Annotated in this window: 1 protein-coding gene (running past one end of the window); it reads left to right on the top strand. The window is 51.2% G+C overall.

Annotated features, from left to right (window positions below; all coding sequences use genetic code 11):
• The coding region annotated (locus tag KHS78_RS21120) for an Ig-like domain-containing protein (protein WP_211830974.1) crosses the window boundary (this coding region is incomplete at its 5' end): on the top strand, window positions 1–21062 show 21062 of its 27062 nt. Its footprint begins 6000 nt before the window's first position.

Below are 21062 nucleotides of genomic sequence, written 5' to 3'. Positions count from 1 at the left end.
TGGCGCTGACCTTGATTGATGCCCAGCTGACGCAGAGTGGTAACAGTATTGCGTTTGATCCGGGAACCGATTTCGATTTTCTTGATGCGGGTGAAACGGCAACGGTTTCCATCACCTATACCGTAGAAGATGCTCAGGGCGCTACGTCGCCTGGCACGCTGACGGTGACAGTAACGGGTACCAATGAAGGACCGCAAGCTGTAGCGGATATAGGTACAACGACTGAAAATGCGACACTGTCATTGAATGTCCTTTCAAATGATATGGATGTTGATCAGGGAGATTCCGCAGCAAACTTCTCACTGGATAATGTCCAACTTGTTGATGAACAGGGTGATCCGGTAACCGGGCAGGGCAGTGTCAGTATCGTCAACAACCGGTTGATTTTTAATCCGGGTAATGATTTTGATGCGCTGGCGACGGGTGAAACGGCGACGGTAAGAGTGCGCTACACCATGTCAGATAGCTCGGATGAGCAGTCATCATCAATAGCAACCATTACAGTCACAGGGACAAATGATGACCCTGTAGCCACTGCAGATATTGCATCGGGTCATGAGAATGAAGTGCTGATGATTAATGTCCTGGCAAATGACACAGATGTTGATCACGACGATGGTCCAGCGAATTTCTCACTGGATACTGTGCAGGTTATTGGGAGTGATGGGAATCCTATCGGTAATCAGGGGAGTGTGTCTGTCGTTAATAACGAGTTGCGATTTGACCCAGGGACAGACTTTGATTATCTGGCGACAGGGGAGTCCACAACCGTCACGTTACGTTATGTGATGTCTGACAATGAAGGTGCAACATCAACCGCAGATGTAGCGGTCACTATTACGGGGACTAATGATGCGCCGGTTGCCAAGGCAGACTTCCCCATCAGTGACTCCGGTTTCTTACCAGCCCTGGGTTCCGCCAATGACCAGGGCTATTCGGTGACCGCCAGCGGTCAGCTCAGTAATGCCTTTGCCGCCTATAAAGCGTTCGACAATGTGGATGCTTCAGCCACGAATAACTCTAATGCCTGGGCAACGTCAGGAAGCACGGGCTGGTTGCAGCTGGAGATGCCGGAATCCAAGAGCATTCTCCAGTATTCGATCAAGGCTATTGCACAATCACTTGGGCGTGAACCATCCGAGTGGGAATTCCTTGGAAGTAATGATGGCGTTAACTTTGTCGTTCTCGACAGTCAAACGGGAATCAATGACTGGTCTTCCAGGGAAACCAAGAAATTTACACTGGATGCACCCGCTGATTACCGTTTTTTCAAAATTAATATTACGGATAATAATGGCGAAATTTACACCGGTTTTGATGAACTCCAGCTTTATGAAGGTTCCTCGGCTAATGCGACGGGTGAAGAGAATGACACGCTGACGATTGATGTGCTGGCCAATGATATTGATGCGGATCATAACGACAGTGTCGCCAATTTTACCCTTCAGACGGTACAACTGGTTGATACTAATGGGGATTTGGTTACTGGTCAGGGATCGGTCAGTGTACTAAACAACCAGTTGCAATTCGTACCAGGTTCTAATTTTGATTATCTGTCTGCCGGTGAGTCGACGACAGTCACTGTCCGATATGCCATGTCAGATAATGAAGGGGAAACATCAGAATCGACAGTGACCTTGAGAATCATTGGCACCAATGATCAACCGGTTGTTGATCCCGTTTCTGTCGATGCCGGTGACAGCACATCCGTTAATGGTACGTTTACTGTCACAGATACTGATACTAACGATTCCCATACCTTTACAATTTTGACCCAGCCACCTGAAGGTACTGTCACTAACAACAACGACGGCACCTTCACCTTCAACCCGGGAGCGGATTTCCGAGACCTGGCTCAGGGTGAAACTCGTCAGGTAACGTTTACCTATAACGCAACGGACGCATCCGGTGCGGATAATGCCACCAGCACAGCACAAACGGTCACTATTACCGTTACGGGTACCAATGACGACCCCGTTGCTGTTCTCGATACGCGGTCCATTGATGAAAACGCTCAGGTTACCGTCGATGTGGTTGCCAATGATACCGATGTCGATAATGGCGATGTTCTGAGTCTGAAGTCGGGTTCTGTTTCTGTTTCCTCTGCTCTGTCTCAGGGGAATAACGCGATTACTTTGGCAGATGCTACGGTTTCCCAGAGCGGCAACAACGTGACATTTAATCCCGGAACCGATTTCGATTTTCTGGGGACCGGGGAAACGGCGACCGTCACTATTACGTATCAGGTTCAAGATCCGTCGGGTGCAACGGATGATGGTACGTTGACGGTGACAGTTACTGGCAGCAATGATGGGCCGGTAGCGGCAGTTGATGCTGGAAGCACGACAGAAAACGCTGAATTAATATTGAATGTACTCGCCAATGATACTGATGCTGATCACAACGATTCATCGACCAATTTTAGTCTTGATACTGTCGAGATTGTAAATGGTGATGGCGATCCGCTGACAGGAAAGGGCACAGTCAGCATTGTTAATAACCGACTCAATTATAACCCCGGCAGTGATTTTGAGAGTTTGGCAACAGGCGAAACAGAGACGATTACTGTTCGCTATGTCATGTCCGATGATGAAGGTGAGACATCTGAGTCGACAGCCACAATCACCGTGACAGGTACGAATGATGATCCCGTGGCAACAGAAGACACCGGCGAAGGTCATGAGAATCAGATTCTGACGCTTGATGTACTGAGTAATGATTCAGACATTGATCATAATGATAGTCCCGCCAACTTCTCGCTTGATACCGTACAGCTGGTTGATACCAATGGTGATCCTGTTAACGGACAGGGGAGTGTGAGCGTTGTTGGCAATCAGTTGCAGTTTGATCCGGGTACCGATTTTGATTATCTGGCAACTGGTGAAACAGCAACAGTTACTGTGCGCTATGGCATGTCTGACGATGAAGGTGCAGATGCCTCATCGACCGTTACTATCACGATAACCGGTACCAACGATACACCTGAGGCTCGAGCCGATTTCTCCGTCAGTGAAACGGGATTCATACCTGCATTAACCAGTAATAATGACCAGGGATTCCAGATAACCAGCAGTCATGAAGCCAGTTCGGCATTTGCGGCCTACAAGGTATTTGACAATGTTGCGGCTTCTGCAGCTGGCAATTCCAACTCCTGGGCGGCGCAGGGAAGTTCTGCCTGGTTACAGGTCGAAATGCCGGAAGCCAAAAGTATCCTGCAATATTCATTGACGGGTATACCCAACGCGGTTGGGCGTGAGCCGTCAGAATGGCAACTCCTTGGGAGCAATGATGGTGTAAATTTTGAGGTCATAGATACCCAGTCTTCTGTCACTGACTGGACATCTCGGGAAACCAAGACATATAGCCTGTCATCCGCGGCAGAATACCGTTTCTTCAAGCTGGATATCACGGACAATAATGGCGACACCTACACGGGGCTGGATGGATTCCAGCTCTTTGAAGGCACGACCCATTCGGTGGTCGGTGATGAAAATGAAGTCCTGACGGTCGATGTACTGGCCAATGACATTGATGCTGATCATAACGACTCGCCAGCGAACTTCACGTTGGATACCGTTCAGATCGTTGATGAGAATGATCAACCTGTTTCAGGGCTGGGAACGGTCACGGTGGAGGGTAATCAACTTCGCTTTGATCCAGGCAGTGATTTTGACAGCCTTGCTGCGGGGGAATCAACAAGTGTCACTGTGCGTTATACGATGTCTGATGATGAAGATGCCTCATCAACATCAACCGTAACACTGGTTATCAACGGTACCAATGACAAGCCAACGGCTGAAGTCGCAAGTATCAGTGCGACCGAAGATGGTGCAGCGGTAACGGGTAGCTTCAGTGCGACGGATGCCGATACGACCGACACCCATAGCTTCAATATTCTGACCCAGCCCGATGAAGGCTCAGTCACTAATAACGGTGACGGCACCTTCAGCTTTAACCCGAACAGTGACTTCCAGGATCTGGCGGCGGGTGAAACCCGTCAGGTCACGTTTACTTATGAAGCGGTGGATGATTCTGGTACAGCAAACGACACCAGCGAACCGGCCACGGTCACGATTACGATCACGGGCACCAACGACAAACCGACAGCCGAAGTGGCGAGCGCCAGTGCGATCGAAGATGGTGCAGCGGTCACGGGCAGCTTCAGTGCCACGGACGCTGATACCACCGATACCTACACGTTTAATATTCTGACCCAACCCGATGAAGGCTCAGTCACTAATAACGGTGATGGCACCTTCAGCTTCAATCCGAACAGTGACTTTCAGGATTTGGCTGCGGGTGAAACCCGTCAGGTTACATTTACCTATGAAGCGGTGGATGATTCCGGTACCGCAAATGACACCAGCGAACCGGCTACGGTCACGATTACGATCACGGGCACCAACGACAAACCGACAGCCGAAGTCGCGAGCGTCAGTGCCACCGAAGATGGTGCAGCGGTCACGGGCAACTTCGGTGCAACGGACGCCGATACGACCGATACCCATACCTTCAACATTCTGACCCAGCCCGATGAAGGCTCAGTCACTAATAACGGTGATGGCACCTTCAGCTTTAACCCGAGCAGTGACTTCCAGGATCTGGCGGCGGGTGAAACCCGTCAGGTCACGTTTACCTATGAAGCGGTGGATGATTCCGGTACCGCAAATGACACCAGCGAACCGGCTACGGTCACGATTACGATCACGGGCACCAACGACAAGCCAACCGCCGAAGTTGCGAGTGTCAGTGCAACCGAAGATGGCTCAGCGGTAACCGGCAGCTTTGGTGCCACAGACGTCGATACCACCGATACCCACACGTTTAATATTCTGACCCAGCCCGATGAAGGCTCAGTCACTAATAACGGTGACGGCACCTTCAGCTTTAACCCGAACAGTGACTTCCAGGATCTGGCGGCCGGAGAAACCCGTCAGGTTACGTTTACCTATGAAGCGGTGGATGATTCCGGTACGGCAAACGACACCAGTGAGCCGGCTACCGTCACGATTACGATAACCGGGACAAATGATGCTCCGGTCGCTGTTGTTGACAGTGATACCACATCAGTGGGATCAACACTGTTAATGGATGTTCTGGCCAATGATACGGATATCGATAGTGACGATAACGCGTCAAATTTCTCTCTCGACACCGTTAACATCACCGGTATCTCGGATGCTGATGGTTCCCGAACCATCAATGGCGGCACGGCCACAGTCGAAAATAACCAACTGAAGTTTGTGCCAGGGAGTGATTTCGATTATCTGGCTATTGGAGAAAGTGCGACGGTCACCGTCAGTTATACCATGAGTGATGACTCAGGAGAGACGTCAACGGCAACCGCTACGATCACCGTGAGTGGTACGAACAGCACGCCGGTGGCACAGGCTGTGAGTGTGGGCGCTACTGAAGATGGGGCAGCGGTCAGTGGTAATTTTGCCGTCACTGATGACAATACGACTGACACGCACACATTCACTATTCTGACCCAGCCGGATGAAGGCACGGTCACCAATAACGGTGACGGCACCTTCAGTTTTAACCCGAACAGTGACTTCCAGGATTTGGCTGCCGGAGAAACCCGTCAGGTCACGTTTACCTATGAAGCGGTAGATGATTCCGGTACAGCAAACGACACCAGCGAACCGGCCACGGTCACGATTACGATCACGGGCACCAACGACAAACCGACAGCGGAAGTGGCGAGCGTCAGCGCCACGGAGGATGGTGCAGCGGTCACGGGCAGCTTCAGTGCCACGGACGCCGATACCACTGATACCCATACCTTCAACATCCTGACCCAGCCTGATGAAGGCTCAGTCACTAATAACGGTGATGGCACCTTCAGCTTTAACCCGAACAGTGATTTTCAGGATCTGGCAGCCGGAGAAACCCGTCAGGTTACGTTTACCTATGAAGCGGTGGATGATTCCGGTACGGCAAACGACACCAGCGATCCGGCTACCGTCACGATTACGATCACGGGCACCAATGACAAACCGACAGCCGAAGTGGCAAGCGTCAGTGCTACGGAAGATGGTGCAGCGGTAACGGGTAGCTTCAGTGCCACGGATGCCGATACGACCGATACCCATAGCTTCAATATTCTGACCCAACCCGATGAAGGCTCAGTCACTAATAACGGTGATGGCACCTTCAGCTTTAACCCGAGCAGTGACTTCCAGGATCTGGCGGCGGGTGAAACTCGTCAGGTCACGTTTACCTATGAAGCGGTGGATGATTCCGGTACCGCAAATGACACCAGCGAACCGGCTACGGTCACGATTACGATCACGGGCACCAACGACAAGCCAACCGCCGAAGTTGCGAGTGTCAGTGCAACCGAAGATGGCTCAGCGGTAACCGGCAGCTTTGGTGCCACAGACGTCGATACCACCGATACCCACACGTTTAATATTCTGACCCAGCCCGATGAAGGCTCAGTCACTAATAACGGTGACGGCACCTTCAGCTTTAACCCGAACAGTGACTTTCAGGATCTGGCCGCGGGTGAAACCCGTCAGGTTACGTTTACCTATGAAGCGGTGGATGATTCCGGTACGGCAAACGACACCAGTGAGCCGGCTACCGTCACGATTACGATAACCGGGACAAATGATGCTCCGGTCGCTGTTGTTGACAGTGATACCACATCAGTGGGATCAACACTGTTAATGGATGTTCTGGCCAATGATACGGATATCGATAGTGACGATAACGCGTCAAATTTCTCTCTCGACACCGTTAACATCACCGGTATCTCGGATGCTGATGGTTCCCGAACCATCAATGGCGGCACGGCCACAGTCGAAAATAACCAACTGAAGTTTGTGCCAGGGAGTGATTTCGATTATCTGGCTATTGGAGAAAGTGCGACGGTCACCGTCAGTTACACCATGAGTGATGACTCAGGAGAGACATCAACGGCAACCGCTACGATCACGGTGAGTGGTACGAACAGCACGCCGGTGGCACAGGCTGTGAGTGTGGGCGCTACTGAAGATGGGGCAGCGGTCAGTGGTAATTTTGCCGTCACTGATGACAATACGACTGACACGCACACATTCACCATTCTGACCCAGCCGGATGAAGGGGCGGTTACCAACAATAATGATGGAAGCTTCAGCTTCAACCCGGGCAGTGACTTCCAGGATCTGGCCGCGGGAGAAACTCGACAGGTTACGTTTACCTATCAGGCGGTAGATGACTCCGGCGCTGCAAACGCAACCAGTGAGGCAGCAACTGTCACAATCACGATCACGGGCACTAATGACAAGCCGACAGCAGAGGTTGAGAGTGTCAGTGCCACGGAAGATGGCGCAGCAGTAACGGGCAACTTCGGTGCCACGGATGCGGATACCACTGACACCCACACCTTCAATATTCTGACTCAACCCAGTGAAGGGTCTGTCACGAATAACGATGACGGGACCTTCAGCTTCAATCCGGGCAGTGACTTCCAGAACCTCGCGGCCGGAGAAACCCGTCAGGTCACGTTTACCTATGAAGCGGTAGATGACTCCGGTGAAGGTAATGCGACCAGTGAGCCAGCAACCGTCACGATTACTGTTACAGGTACCAATGATGCACCGGTTGCGGTTGTTGATACCCAGAGCACTGCGGCCAATGCAACATTGACGGTTGATGTATTGGCTAATGACACGGATGTTGATAGTAGCGACAGTTCCACCAATTTCAGCCTGGACAATGTCAATATTACCGGTATTACCGACAGTGCCGGAACCCGTACAACGGCTGGTGGTACGGTCAGTATTGTAGGGAATCAGTTGCAGTTTAACCCAGGCTCTGATTTCACTTACCTGGCCGCCGGTGAAAGTGCCACCGTTACTGTCTCTTACACCATGAGTGATGATGAGGGGCTTGAGTCAACGACTACGGCAACAATCACGGTCAACGGTGTAAATGACGGGCCGACAGCATCAGATAATACGCTGACGATTGATGAAGACAACAGTCATACCTTCACGGCCGATGACTTTGGTTTCAGTGATGTTGACACCAGTGATAGCCTCCAGTCTGTCAAAATTACTCAACTGCCAGCTGCAGGCAGTCTGATGCTCAATGGTGTCACGGTGACCGCCAACCAGGTGATTGCGGCTGCCGACATTCCAAACCTGGTCTTCACACCGGCAGACAATGCCAATGGTACCGGGTATGCAGATTTCAAGTTTACGGTTAGCGACGATTCACTGGAAAGTGCCGAACAAACGCTAACGTTCAATGTCACGGCGGTCAATGATGCGCCGGACCTACAGGATGAGTCAGCAACGGCGAACCATCTGTCTACGGCGACCGGCAATGTACTTGCCAATGACAGCGATATTGAAAACGATACTCTGACAGTCACATCCATCAACGGACAAACCATCGCCGCTTCTGGCAGTACGGATATTACAGGCGAATTCGGTACCTTGAGCATTGCCGCAGACGGCACCTGGTCCTACACACTGGATTCGACCTATGCCTCTGCAGACCTGCACACTGGCCTTGTTGCAGAATGGAATTTTGATGAAAGCAGTGGTACGTCCGCTGAGGACTCGGCGCCAGATGATGCAGAAGCAACCAATGGCGTATTAACGGGGGATGCCGCTTTTGCCGGCGGGGGCGTGAAAGGTAATGCGGTCAGACTGGATGGCGATGGTGACATGGTAACGGTGGCAGATTCCACCGAGATTAACACTTACAGCGGCAGCATCGATGAACGTACCATCAGTTTTTCCTTCAAGGTTGATCCTGACAACGATTTAAGTGGTACCCAGATTCTCTATGAGGAAGGGGGAACGTCGAATGGTTTCTCGGTGTATATCCATGAAGGGCAACTGTATGTAGGCGCATGGAGCGAGAGCACCAGCTGGAGTGGTACATTCCTGAATACCTCGCTGGATGCCAGTGACAATGACTGGCATCACGTCTCCCTGGTGTTGGATGGCGATGCCGGATCGTTGAAAGGCTATCTGGATGGTACAGAGTTTGCCAGTGGCTCGGGAGAGGCGGTGGCTGCCCACGGTGATGATGCAGCGTTTGGTGGTATGAATGAAACGACCCAGATCCACACGGGGGACCTGACGACCGGAACGCACAATTTTCACGGGCAGATTGATGAAGCGCGGATCTACAACCGTGCGCTATCGGATACGGAAGTCAAGTTGCTGGGCGCAGACGCGTTCACGTATGAAGTATCCGATGGCACAGATACCAGTACCGCGACGTTGAATGTCAATATAGCCGCTAATACGGCACCGACGGCATCTGATAACACATTGACACTGGATGAGGACGATACCCATACCTTTACGGTCAGTGAGTTTGGTTTCACCGACAGTGATGCCGGCGATACGATGGCGTCCGTCAAAGTGACCCAGTTGCCCGGTGCAGGAAGTCTGACTCTGAACGGTACAACTGTCACGGCTAACCAGGTGATTGCGGCTGCGGATATCCCGAATCTTGTTTTCACACCGGCAGCCAATGCTAATGGTGCCGGTTATGCCAGCTTCCAGTTCTCGGTGATCGACAGTGGTGGTATGGAGAGTGCTGCCCAGACCATTACGTTAAATGTGGATGCCGTGAATGATGCCCCAGTGCTTGATACTGTTCTTGATCCCGCCGTGAATGGTGAAACCAGAGTCAATAGTACGGTTACGACAGGCGATCAGTATCAGGCACATTCTGACAGCACGTCAGATGGCTCTATCACCGTTTGGCATTCTGAGGAAGGTGGCAGTCATGTGATTCGTGCCAGATTGCCTGATGGCTCTGAAATTCAGGTCAACGAAACGGCACCTTCCGGTAGCCAGGATGTTCGTCTGCCGGAAGTAGCCGTTTTGGATAATGGTAATTTCGCGGTTACCTGGGAGTTATTTTCGCCAGGTGTGCAGGTCCAGTCTCGTATGCGGGTATTTGACGCTGATGGGACTGAAATCAAGAGCGAGTTCAACTTTGGTACTAACAATTACAATGAAAAGCTGGTCGCGCTGAGTAATAACCAGTTTGCTGTTGCTTCGTATGATACCGGCGATAATTTCAACGTACATGTCCGTTTATTTGATGCTAACGGCACTGAGACAAACGATATTGTTGTTGGCAGTGTCGGTGGTTGGGGCAATGGCAGTCAGGATATCGTTGCCCTCGATAATGGTGGGTTTGCGGTCACCTGGCGGGGGGATGGGACTGGCAGCGACACGGCTTCATTCAGAATCTATGACGCCAGTGGTAACAGCGTTGCAGGCCCTATCAGTTATGGAGATGCAGCTGCTACTAATGACAAAAATGTAGATATTGAAATTCTCGGTAGTGGTGAGCTGGTGACTGCCTACCAAAGCGGTGACGACCTGTACTTCCAGCGCTGGACCAGCACTGGCACCGCCAGTGGTAGCCCGATCAGGATCAATACAACCACTGGCGATACCCAGGCAGATGTCACCATAGAGTCACTGGCAGATGGTAGCTTCTTTGTGATCTGGCGATCTGGTGGTCAGGATGGCGACGGACAGGGAATTTATGGCCGCCACTTCGATGCAACAGGAAATGCCCTCACCGATGAAATCCTGATCAATACCACAACTACGGGCAATCAAACTGACCCAGAGGTCACTCAGCTGGCCAGTGGCGAACTGCTGATTACCTGGACATCGGATCATGGTACAGACAGCGATGTTTACAGCACCACGTTGGATCTCAGTGGTAACAGAGTCAGTGAAAGTGCGGCGAATGGAACGGTAGTCGGCAAAGCGGTCGCCACAGAAGTGGATACCAGTGACACCTTAACTTATTCACTGGTGAATGATGCTGGCGGCCGGTTTGCTATCGACAGCAATACCGGAACTATCACGGTGGCAAACAGTTCTCTGCTGGACTTTGAAACCGCAACGTCCCATACCGTGCGGGTACGTGTTGTGGATGCCGGCGGCTTGAGTTCAGAGCAGGATATTGCCATTACCGTGGCGAATGCCAATGAAGCGCCAACGGCATCCGATAATACGGTTTCACTGGATGAGGATGGCAGCCACACCTTTACGGCCAATGAATTCGGATTCAGTGATGTGGATGCCGGTGACAGCCTCTCCTCCATCAAGATTACCCAGTTACCGGGGGCCGGTAGCCTGACCTTGAGTGGCACAGCTGTTACGGCCAATCAGGTGATTGATGCAGCCGATATTCCCAATCTGATCTTCACGCCGGAAGCGAATGCCAATGGCAGTAATTATGCCGACTTCAAATTCACGGTCAGTGATGGCAGCGAGGAAAGTGGTGTACAGACGATCACACTGAACGTGGACTCGGTCAATGATGCACCGGAAACCCAATTGTCCGAAGAACACGCGTGGAATTTTAATGATAATTCAACCGATAACTTAACACTGGCAAATGGTGCAATAAGCAGTCAGGTTGCAGGTTCTGATGGAAACGTTCTGAGCTTCAACGGGGCAGGAACACGCTCAGTGACCATGGAGGTTATGGATACCAGTTCCGGTGGCTCCTTGTCGTTTGATCTCATATATGCAAGCAGTACGAATGGAGTAGGCGAAACACTGGATGCGGGTGATGAGGTTTCCCTGCAGTACACGACAGATGGTGGGGCAAACTGGTCGACGCATGCAACGTATGCTCTCAACCAGCATCAGAACTGGAATACCGTTAATGAATCACTGTCTGGCAATTTGCAGGCTTCAAGTATTCAGTTCCGAATCATCCAGTCAGTTCATGCTGGCAACAGCTATGACAACTGGGCGATTGACGATCTGTCGATCTCAATCGTGCCAGAGGATACATTCACCATCGTTGAAGATGGCAGCCATACCTTTAGTGAATCGGACTTTAGCTTTAGCGATACCGATGTTGGTGATAGCCTGCATTCGGTCAAAATTACCCAGTTACCTTCCGCAGGTACACTCACGTTGGATGGTGCTGCCGTCACTGCCAACCAGGTGATTGCCGCTGCCGATATCCCGAACCTGGTCTTTACACCAACGGCTGATGAAAATGGTACGGGTTACGCTACCCTGCAATATACGGTCAGTGATGGTGATGACGAGAGTGCACCGGGGACACTGACATTCAATGTCACCGCAGTCAATGATGCACCGACTTCATCTGACAATAGTGTGTCGATGGATGAGGATGACAGCCATACGTTCGCAGCCAGTGAATTTGGATTCACGGATATTGATGCCGGTGATGCGCTGGCTTCCATCAGGATCACACAGCTACCGGCGAACGGCACCCTGACGTTGAATGGCAGTGCGGTCACCGCCAATCAGGCGATCTCCGCCGCCAACATCTCAAACCTGGTCTTTACGCCTGCTGCTGATGCGAATGGTGATGACTACAGCAGCTTCCAGTTCTCTGTTATCGACAGTGGTGGGTTAGCCAGTGCGGCCCAGACCATGACGCTGGATGTCACGGCAGTGAATGATGCGCCGACCATTACGGCCGGTGCCTTGAATGCTTCCCAGGAAAAAGTACTGGATTTCAATGATTCCGGAAACACCGGCGTTTCAACCAGTAATCTCAGCTGGAGCTCTCGTGGCGGCGGTCATTATTACAACAATAACTTCAGTACTTACGGCTCCATGACATTCGATTCACCCACCCACCTGAAAGGGTTTGAATTGAATGGTGATCCCTGGTCTGACTACACGGGTTCCGGTGACCCATCCAGCGTGACTGTGCAGATCATGAGTGGCAGTACCGAAGTTTGGAGCAGTGTCATTGATCTGAGCAATTATGATGACTGGAATGAGTGGCTACATATCTCTGTCGAAGCGGATGATGTCACTGAGATACGGATCCAGAATCCGGATGCTGGTAGTGCTTACATGGTTCCCAGTATCGATAATGTGACGATTTATGAAGATGTTTTCGGTTTCACCATCAACGAGGATGGTAACCATACGTTCTCCGCATCAGATTTCGGATTCACGGATGTGGATGCCGGTGATGCCCTTGAATCGATAAAGATTACCCAGCTACCGGGTGATGGAAGTCTGACCCTGAACGGGACAGCGGTGACGGCGAATCAGGTGATTGATGTCGATGATATCCCCAACCTGATTTTCACTCCGGATACCGGTGAATTCGGGCGGGCCTACGCCAGCCTGCAATATACCGTCAGTGATGGTGAAGCGGAGAGTGCTCCGCAGTCCATCGCCTTTAATGTCACCCATGTGAATCATGCGCCGACAGCGTCGGATAACACGGTGTCGATGAATGAAGACAACAGTCACACCTTTGCTGCCAGTGAGTTTGGTTTCACGGATGTGGATGCCGGGGATACGCTGGCCTCAGTCAAGATTACCGAATTGCCAACGGCGGGCAGCCTGACCCTGAATGGCACGGCGGTGACTGCCGATCAGGTGATTGCCGCAGCGGATATTTCAAACCTGGTCTTCACACCGGTGGCCAATGCCAATGGCAGTGGTTATGCCAATCTGAAGTTCACCGTTACGGATGGTGACGGGCTGGAGAGTGCGGCACATTCCATTACTCTCAATGTTAATGCCGTGAATGACCGGCCAACGGCGGCAGATAACACCGTTTCACTGGATGAAGACGGCAGTCATACCTTTGCCGTCAGTGAATTCGGATTCAGTGATGTGGAAGCGGGGAATAATCCAGTCTCTGTGCGGATCACCCAGCTACCTTCAGCCGGTAGCTTGACTCTCAACGGCACTGACGTAACGGCCAATCAGGATATTACCGCGGCCGATATTCCAAACCTGGTGTTTACACCGGCGGCGGATGCGAATGGTGCCGGGTATGCAGACCTTCGCTTCACGGTCAGCGACGGATCCTTGAGCAGTGTGGAACACAGCATCACATTCAATGTCGATGCAGTGAATGATGCGCCGGAAACAGATCTTGTCGCCAAGACGACAAGCTGGGACTTCAATGACAGCAGTACGGCTAATTTGACCGTTGAGAACGGCAGCATCAGCACTAGCGGTAATTTCCCCGGGGCTGATGGTAACTTCCTGTTGTTCAGTAATCACAACACACGTGCGGTGACCACCGAGAGTTTCGATGCCAGCTTTGGGGGTACTCTGTCGTTTGATCTGATGTACCGGCAGTACTCGAACAGTGATGATGAGGCCCGATCCAACGAACAGGTTGAGCTTCAATATTCGACAGACAATGGCGCCACGTGGACAACACACACGAGCTATTCCATTAACCAGTTCCAGAGCTGGACGACGGTAACCCAGGAATTAACGGGTAATCTGCAGGCGCCGGATATCCAGTTCCGTATTGCCCAGCCCTACCATGCGGGCTGGGTGACGGATGACCAGTGGGCCCTTAACAATCTGACCGTTCAAACCACGCAGAAGGATATCTTCACGATCGATGAGGATGCCAGCCATACCTTCAGTGAAGCTGAGTTCGGATTCACTGATATTGATGGCGACTCCATGGCATCAATAAAAATCACCCAGCTGCCTGCTGCCGGAACGCTGTTGCTCAATGGCGTGGCCGTGGTGGCGGATCAGGTGATTGATACGGCGGATATTCCAAATCTGGTCTTCACGCCTGCTGCCGATGGACATGGTACCGGGTACGCCAATATTCAATACACCGTTAATGATGGCGAGTTGGATAGTGCTGTAGAGACGATTACCTTCAATGTCACAGCGGTTAACGATGCACCAACGGCTGCTGATAATACGGTTACGTTAAATGAAGATGGCAGCCATACCTTTGCTGCCAGTGAGTTCGGTTTCAGCGATGCGGAAGATAGCAGCCTGTCTTCTGTCAGGATCACTCAGTTGCCAGCCGCAGGGGAGCTGACATTGAATGGATCCGCAGTGACGGCGAATCAGGTTATTTCCGCAGCAGATATCTCCAACCTGGTATTTACACCGGAAGCGAATGCCAATGGCAGCAACTACGCTAGCCTGCAATTCAGGGTGACTGACAGCGGTGGGCTGCAAAGCGCGGTTCAGACCATGACGCTGGATGTGACGGCGGTGAATGATGCGCCAACGCTTTCAGGCATTACGGAATCCTTCGACAGCAGTGATGGCTGGGCAGTGGATGGCACCGCCTCAATTACGGGGGGACAGGCCGTACTGACTACCAATGCCATGAGCCAGGCGGGTGCAGTGCTCTGGGATACGTCCATTGCCAGTTCCGAAGGATTGCACACCACGTTTGACTTCAGGGTCAACGGTACTGCTGACGGGCTTGCGCTGGTGCTTGTGGACGGAGATCAGGTCGACAGCAGCAACTTTGAGGTTGGTGGTCATGGTGGAGGCCTTGGCGTCAACGGCATGGAGAATGAGTACCTGGCGATTGGTTTTGATGAGTACGGTGGTGATCAGGTTCACCTTATCAACAGTAGCAGTACGGAATTCCATAGTGTCAGCGTAGCGAGTCACGGTGGCATCAACGGGACAGCGTTCAGGAAGGTGGATGTTGAACTCACGTCTGATCAACATCTGACCGTTAAAATGAGCTGGGATAATGGTGCAACCTGGCAGACAGTCATTGATAACTATGACCTTGGTGCCCAAGGCTTTACTCTGCCAACCAACCTCAAGCTTGGCTTTACCGGCGCAACCGGTGGAGAGACTGCAGAACATGTCATCGACAATGTGCATATTGACCACCTGTTCACCCATGAGCTGACCAGTATTGCTGAAGACAGCACACCAGGTAATGGAAATACGGTTGCGGAGATCCTTCAGGATGCCAATCAACTGGAGGATATTGATGGTTCGGCGGCACAGGCGATGGCGATTACCAGTGTCGATAACAGCAATGGTACCTGGACGTATTCCGTTGATGGTGATACGACCTGGCAAAATATTGATGACGGTAGCTTGGGTGAAAACCATGCCCTATTGCTCGGAAGTACCAGCCAGATCCGGTTTGAGCCTGATGCTGATTACCATGGCAGTGGCACGTTCAGCTTCCGTGCCTGGGATCAAAGTGCTGGCAGTGTCGGTAGTTATGCGGATGCTTCTACGACGGGCGGCTCATCGGCATTCAGTTCGGAATCTGCCACAGCCTCCATCACCGTTACCAATGTCAATGACGCACCAACAATAGAAGGCGATATTTACGGTTCATCCTCTGATTCATCACCGGAAACAACATACACATTTGGCAGCTCAAACTACGGGCTTTCACAGGATAACTTTTATCACAACACAACCGGTGGTGGGCATATTTATGCGAACAACTTCGATAATGACAGCTCTCTGACATTCTCTACGCCGACCTACATACAAAGTTTCGAAATCAATCCATTGCCATGGCAAGGTTTTGTTTACGGAACCATGCCTTCTAACCAGTCCATCACGCTCAAGGCTTACGATGGTGACACAGAGGTTTGGAGTAATACGGTTGATTTAAGCAGCAATTTTGACTGGAGCAACTGGGCCACGGTTTCCGTGGGCGTAGGCAATATCACTGAATTGAAAGTTATTGCCAACACGGGAGGACCATCAAACCTGCGTCCCAGTATTGATAATCTCATCATCGGTGGAGAACCTCCGACTGGACTGACAATAGAGGAAGATAATAGTCACACCTTTACGGCGTCTGATTTTGGGTTTAATGATGCTGATGGTGATTCACTGGATTACGTCAAGATTACCCAGCTGCCGGCAGCAGGCAGTCTGACATTGAATGGTACAGCCGTCGTGGCTGATCAGGAGATTGCAGCAGCAGATATCCCGAACCTGGTCTTTACACCGGCGGCCAACGCCAATGGTGACGGCTATGCCAACATACAGTTCAAGGTCAGTGATGGTACGGCGGAGAGTGCGGCAGAAACCCTGAGCTTCAATGTGACATCGGTGGACGATGCGCCAACAACAGCGGCGGATACCGTGACACTGGATGAAAATGACAGCCATACCTTCAGCCTGAGTGACTTTACATTCTCAGACGGGGATGGTGACAGCCTTTCATCCATCAAGATTACCCAATTGCCAGCAGCTGGCAGTCTCACACTGAATGGTTCGGCGGTAACTGCCAATCAGGTAATCACAGCGGCTGAAATTCCAAACCTGGTCTTCACACCGGATGCCAACACCGATGGGGCGAATTACGCGAACTTTACCTTCACTGTCAGTGACGGCAGCCTGGAAAGTGCGTCGGCAACCATGACGTTCAATGTCAATAACGTTAACACGGCACCGACGGTTGAGGGAGATCTTTATTCTGCCTCAGCAGAAACCACGTACACCTTTGACACCAGCACCACTGCTGGACTGACACAGACAAATTTCTCTCATAACACAACAGGTGGAGGGCATCTTTATACGTACGCTTCGACTTACACCGATGATCGGTCGCTGACTTTTGACACTCCAACCTATGTGAAAAGTTTTGATATGAATGCACTGCCGTATGAAGGATTCTCCGCACCGGCAGATGCATCGGTTACGGTGAAAGCGTTTAACGGCACCACAGAACTCTGGAGTACGACGCTTGATTTAAGCAGTCATACGGACTGGAGTAACTGGCAAACCATCTCCCTCGATATTGGCAACGTCACAGAGTTGAGATTCAGTGACTTGAGTGGCAACTTTTATCCCAGTATTGACAACCTTGTTACCGGTGGAGAGCCCGCTGGTCTTACCATTGATGAAAACAGCAGCCACACGTTCTCGGTCTCAGATTTTGGTTTTACGGATGCGGATGGCGACTCTTTGTCTTCTGTCAAAATCACCCAATTGCCAGCAGCGGGAAGCCTGACACTGAGCGGGGTTGCTGTTTCCGCGAATCAGGCGATTACGGCTGCTGAGATTCCAAATCTGGTGTTTACACCAGACGCGAATACAGACGGTACCGATTACGCGAATATGACGTTTACCGTCAGTGATGGCAATCTTGAAAGTGCGCCAGCAACTTTGACATTCAATGTGAATAATACCAACAGTGCCCCGACCGCAGCAGACAGTTCGGTGACACTGGATGAAGATGGCAGTCATACGTTCGCTGCCAGCGAATTTGGTTTCACTGACAGTGATGGTGATTCACTACATTCCATCAAAGTCACCCAGCTGCCAGCGGCCGGAAGCCTGACGCTTAGCGGAACAGCTGTAACTGCCAACCAGGTGATAACCGCAGCCGAAATCCCTAACCTGGTCTTCACGCCTGCAGCGAATGCTAATGGCGCAGGTTACGCCAGTTTTGATTTCACCGTCAGTGATGGCACGGTGGAGAGTGCTGCAGAAACCATGACGCTTAATGTTGATGCTGTGAATGATGCGCCTACGGTAGAAGGGGACAGTTTTGGAGCCTATAGCGCCTCATCGTCATCGGAAACAACATATTCTTTTGATAGTTCCAATTACGGGTTGACACAGTCGAACTTCTATCACAACTCGACCGGTGGTGGGCACATTTATGCGAACAACTGGGATAATGACAGCTCTCTGACCTTCTCTACACCGACCTATATACAAAGTTTCGATGTCAACCCATTGCCGTGGCAAGGCTTTGTTTACGGAACAATGCCTTCGAACCAGTCCCTCACATTAAAGGCTTATAATGGCAGCACAGAGGTTTGGAGTAGTACGGTCGATTTAAGCAACAACTTTGACTGGAGCAATTGGGCCACCGTTTCCGTGGGCGTAGGCAATATTACCGAATTGAAAGTCATTGCCAACACCGGTGGGCCATCCAATCTGCGCCCCAGTATCGATAATCTCATCATAGGGGGAGAGCCGAATAATGAGGGCATCACCATTGATGAAGACAGCAGCCATACTTTTGCCGTCTCAGACTTTGGGTTTAATGATATTGATGGTGACTCTCTCACGTATGTCAAAATTACCCAGCTCCCGACAGCAGGCAGCCTGACACTCAATGGCACAGCCATTATCGCTGACCAGGAAGTTTCAGCGGCAGATATTCCGAATCTCGTGTTTACTCCTGCGGCAGATGCCAATGGTAGTGGTTATGCCAATATCCAGTTCAAGGTCAGTGACGGTACAGCGGAGAGTGCTGCTGAAACACTCAATTTCAATGTGACTGCGATTGATGATGCACCGACTGTAACGCCGGGCTCACAGATACCGGTGACTGAAGATACATTGACGTTTGATGGTTTGGTCGGAGACGGCGTATCAATCAGCAGCTTCAATTACGGCTTCAGCAGTCTTGCTTCAACGACATTGCATATGCAATCAAGCAGTGCAGATTCATCTCTTAATTTTGATACCCCAAGATATCTGAAAAGCTTTGATATCAATGGATTACCTTGGGAAACGTACAGTACTACAACCTTTGGTTCGATTACCTTGAAGGCCTTTAATGGCAGCACTGAGGTTTGGAGTCAGACGGTTGATTTGTCTAACCATACTACCTACAACGATTGGCTGACAGTCTCTGTCGATGCCAATGTGACAGAGCTTCGTCTGGAAGCCCCGGGTATATCCATGTGGCCCAGTATTGATAACGTTGTCACGTATACCGAGGGTTTTGGTTTCGCCATCGATGAGAGCAGCAGTCATACCTTCTCAGTTTCGGATTTCGGTTTTACCGATGCTGATGGTGACAGTCTGGCATCTGTGACCATCACTCAGATTCCTGCCGCGGGCAGCCTGACTCTCAATGGTACGGCCGTGGCAGCCAATCAGGTCATCAATGCGGCCGATATTCCGAACCTGGTCTTTACGCCGGTAGCCGGTGCGACCGGCGTCAACTATGCGAGTCTGTCGTATACCGTGAGTGACGGTACGCTCAGCAGCGCTGAAACGACCATGGCCTTTAACGTCAATGATGTGAATGCAGCGCCGACAGCAACCGATGTATCACTGGTTACAGCTGAATCAGAAACCTATGCGTTTACTGCGGATGATTTTGGCTTCAGTGATGCTGATGGGGATAGCCTGCACTCAGTGACCATTAAGTCCTTGCCGGCAAGTGGTTCCCTTACCTATGACGGTACAGCCGTTTTTGTGAATCAGACAATTGCTGTCGCTGATTTGTCCAAGCTGCAATATACCGGACCATCTGTAACTGCAAATACCAGTACCAGCTTTGGCTTTACGGTCAGTGATGGTACAACCTCAAGTACCCAGCAAACCTTCGATGTAACCGTACAGGATGCCGTTTCGCAGTCTGGTAACCTGGTGACCAATGCTGGCGCAACGGATAGTACCAATGGTTGGACGGTAATATCGGGTGCCGGGAAAGACTGGGGTGTGTCAAATACAGAGAGTCATGATGGGGATGGTAGTTCCTGGACTACATCTCACGCAATGTCGGTTAAACATCAGACTATTGACTTGCTGTCGAACGGGTTTACTGCTGATTACCTCGATACAGCGCCAGACATTGATGTTAGTGATTGGTACAAGATGGTACTCGATTACGGCAATGATGATACCTATTACCTGAAGGTTGAATTAAGAGCTGCGGATGGCAGTGTGATCGACTCCTTTGACTCAGGTGTGCTAACGGCAACCACAGACTGGCTGGAGGCCGGGGCAACCTTCAGTGATTATGGCAGCGGTGTGAGGTCGATCTATATTGAGCATGGCGGTGATGATGGCGAAAGCTGGGCTGGGCAGTATGGTACCTATATAGATGATACATCTGTCCGTATTGGAGACCAGCGCGTTGCGGTTTATGGTTCCAGTGATGGAGAGATTCTCAACGGCTCCGCCCAGGCTGACCATCTCAGTGGTATGGGGGGTAATGATGTCCTGATCGGTGGCGATGGCGACGATCTGCTGACCGGTGGTGCAGGCGCTGATGTTTTCCGTTTCAACAGTGGTGACGAAGGTGTTGTTGGCACGCCAGCCTTCGATGTTATTAAAGACTTCAATACCGCAGAAGGTGACGTACTGGATCTGAGCGATATGCTGGTGGGCGAATCGGCTGCAACGATTGATGCCTTCCTGGATTTGGATACTGTCGTGGACAATGGTGTGACCAGTACGCAGATTCTGGTCAAAGACAGCGCCAATGGGCAGACCGTACAGGCGATCAAGCTGGACGGGGTTGATCTATCCTCACTGGGCTCTGAAGCCGATATCCTCAATAACCTGTTGAACAACGGTAACCTGGATATTGACCAGTAG

It is taken from the genome of Kistimonas asteriae (assembly GCF_018263925.1).
In the GTDB taxonomy this organism is placed as follows: domain Bacteria; phylum Pseudomonadota; class Gammaproteobacteria; order Pseudomonadales; family Endozoicomonadaceae; genus Kistimonas; species Kistimonas asteriae.
This window is presented reverse-complemented; position numbering and strand designations above follow the sequence as displayed.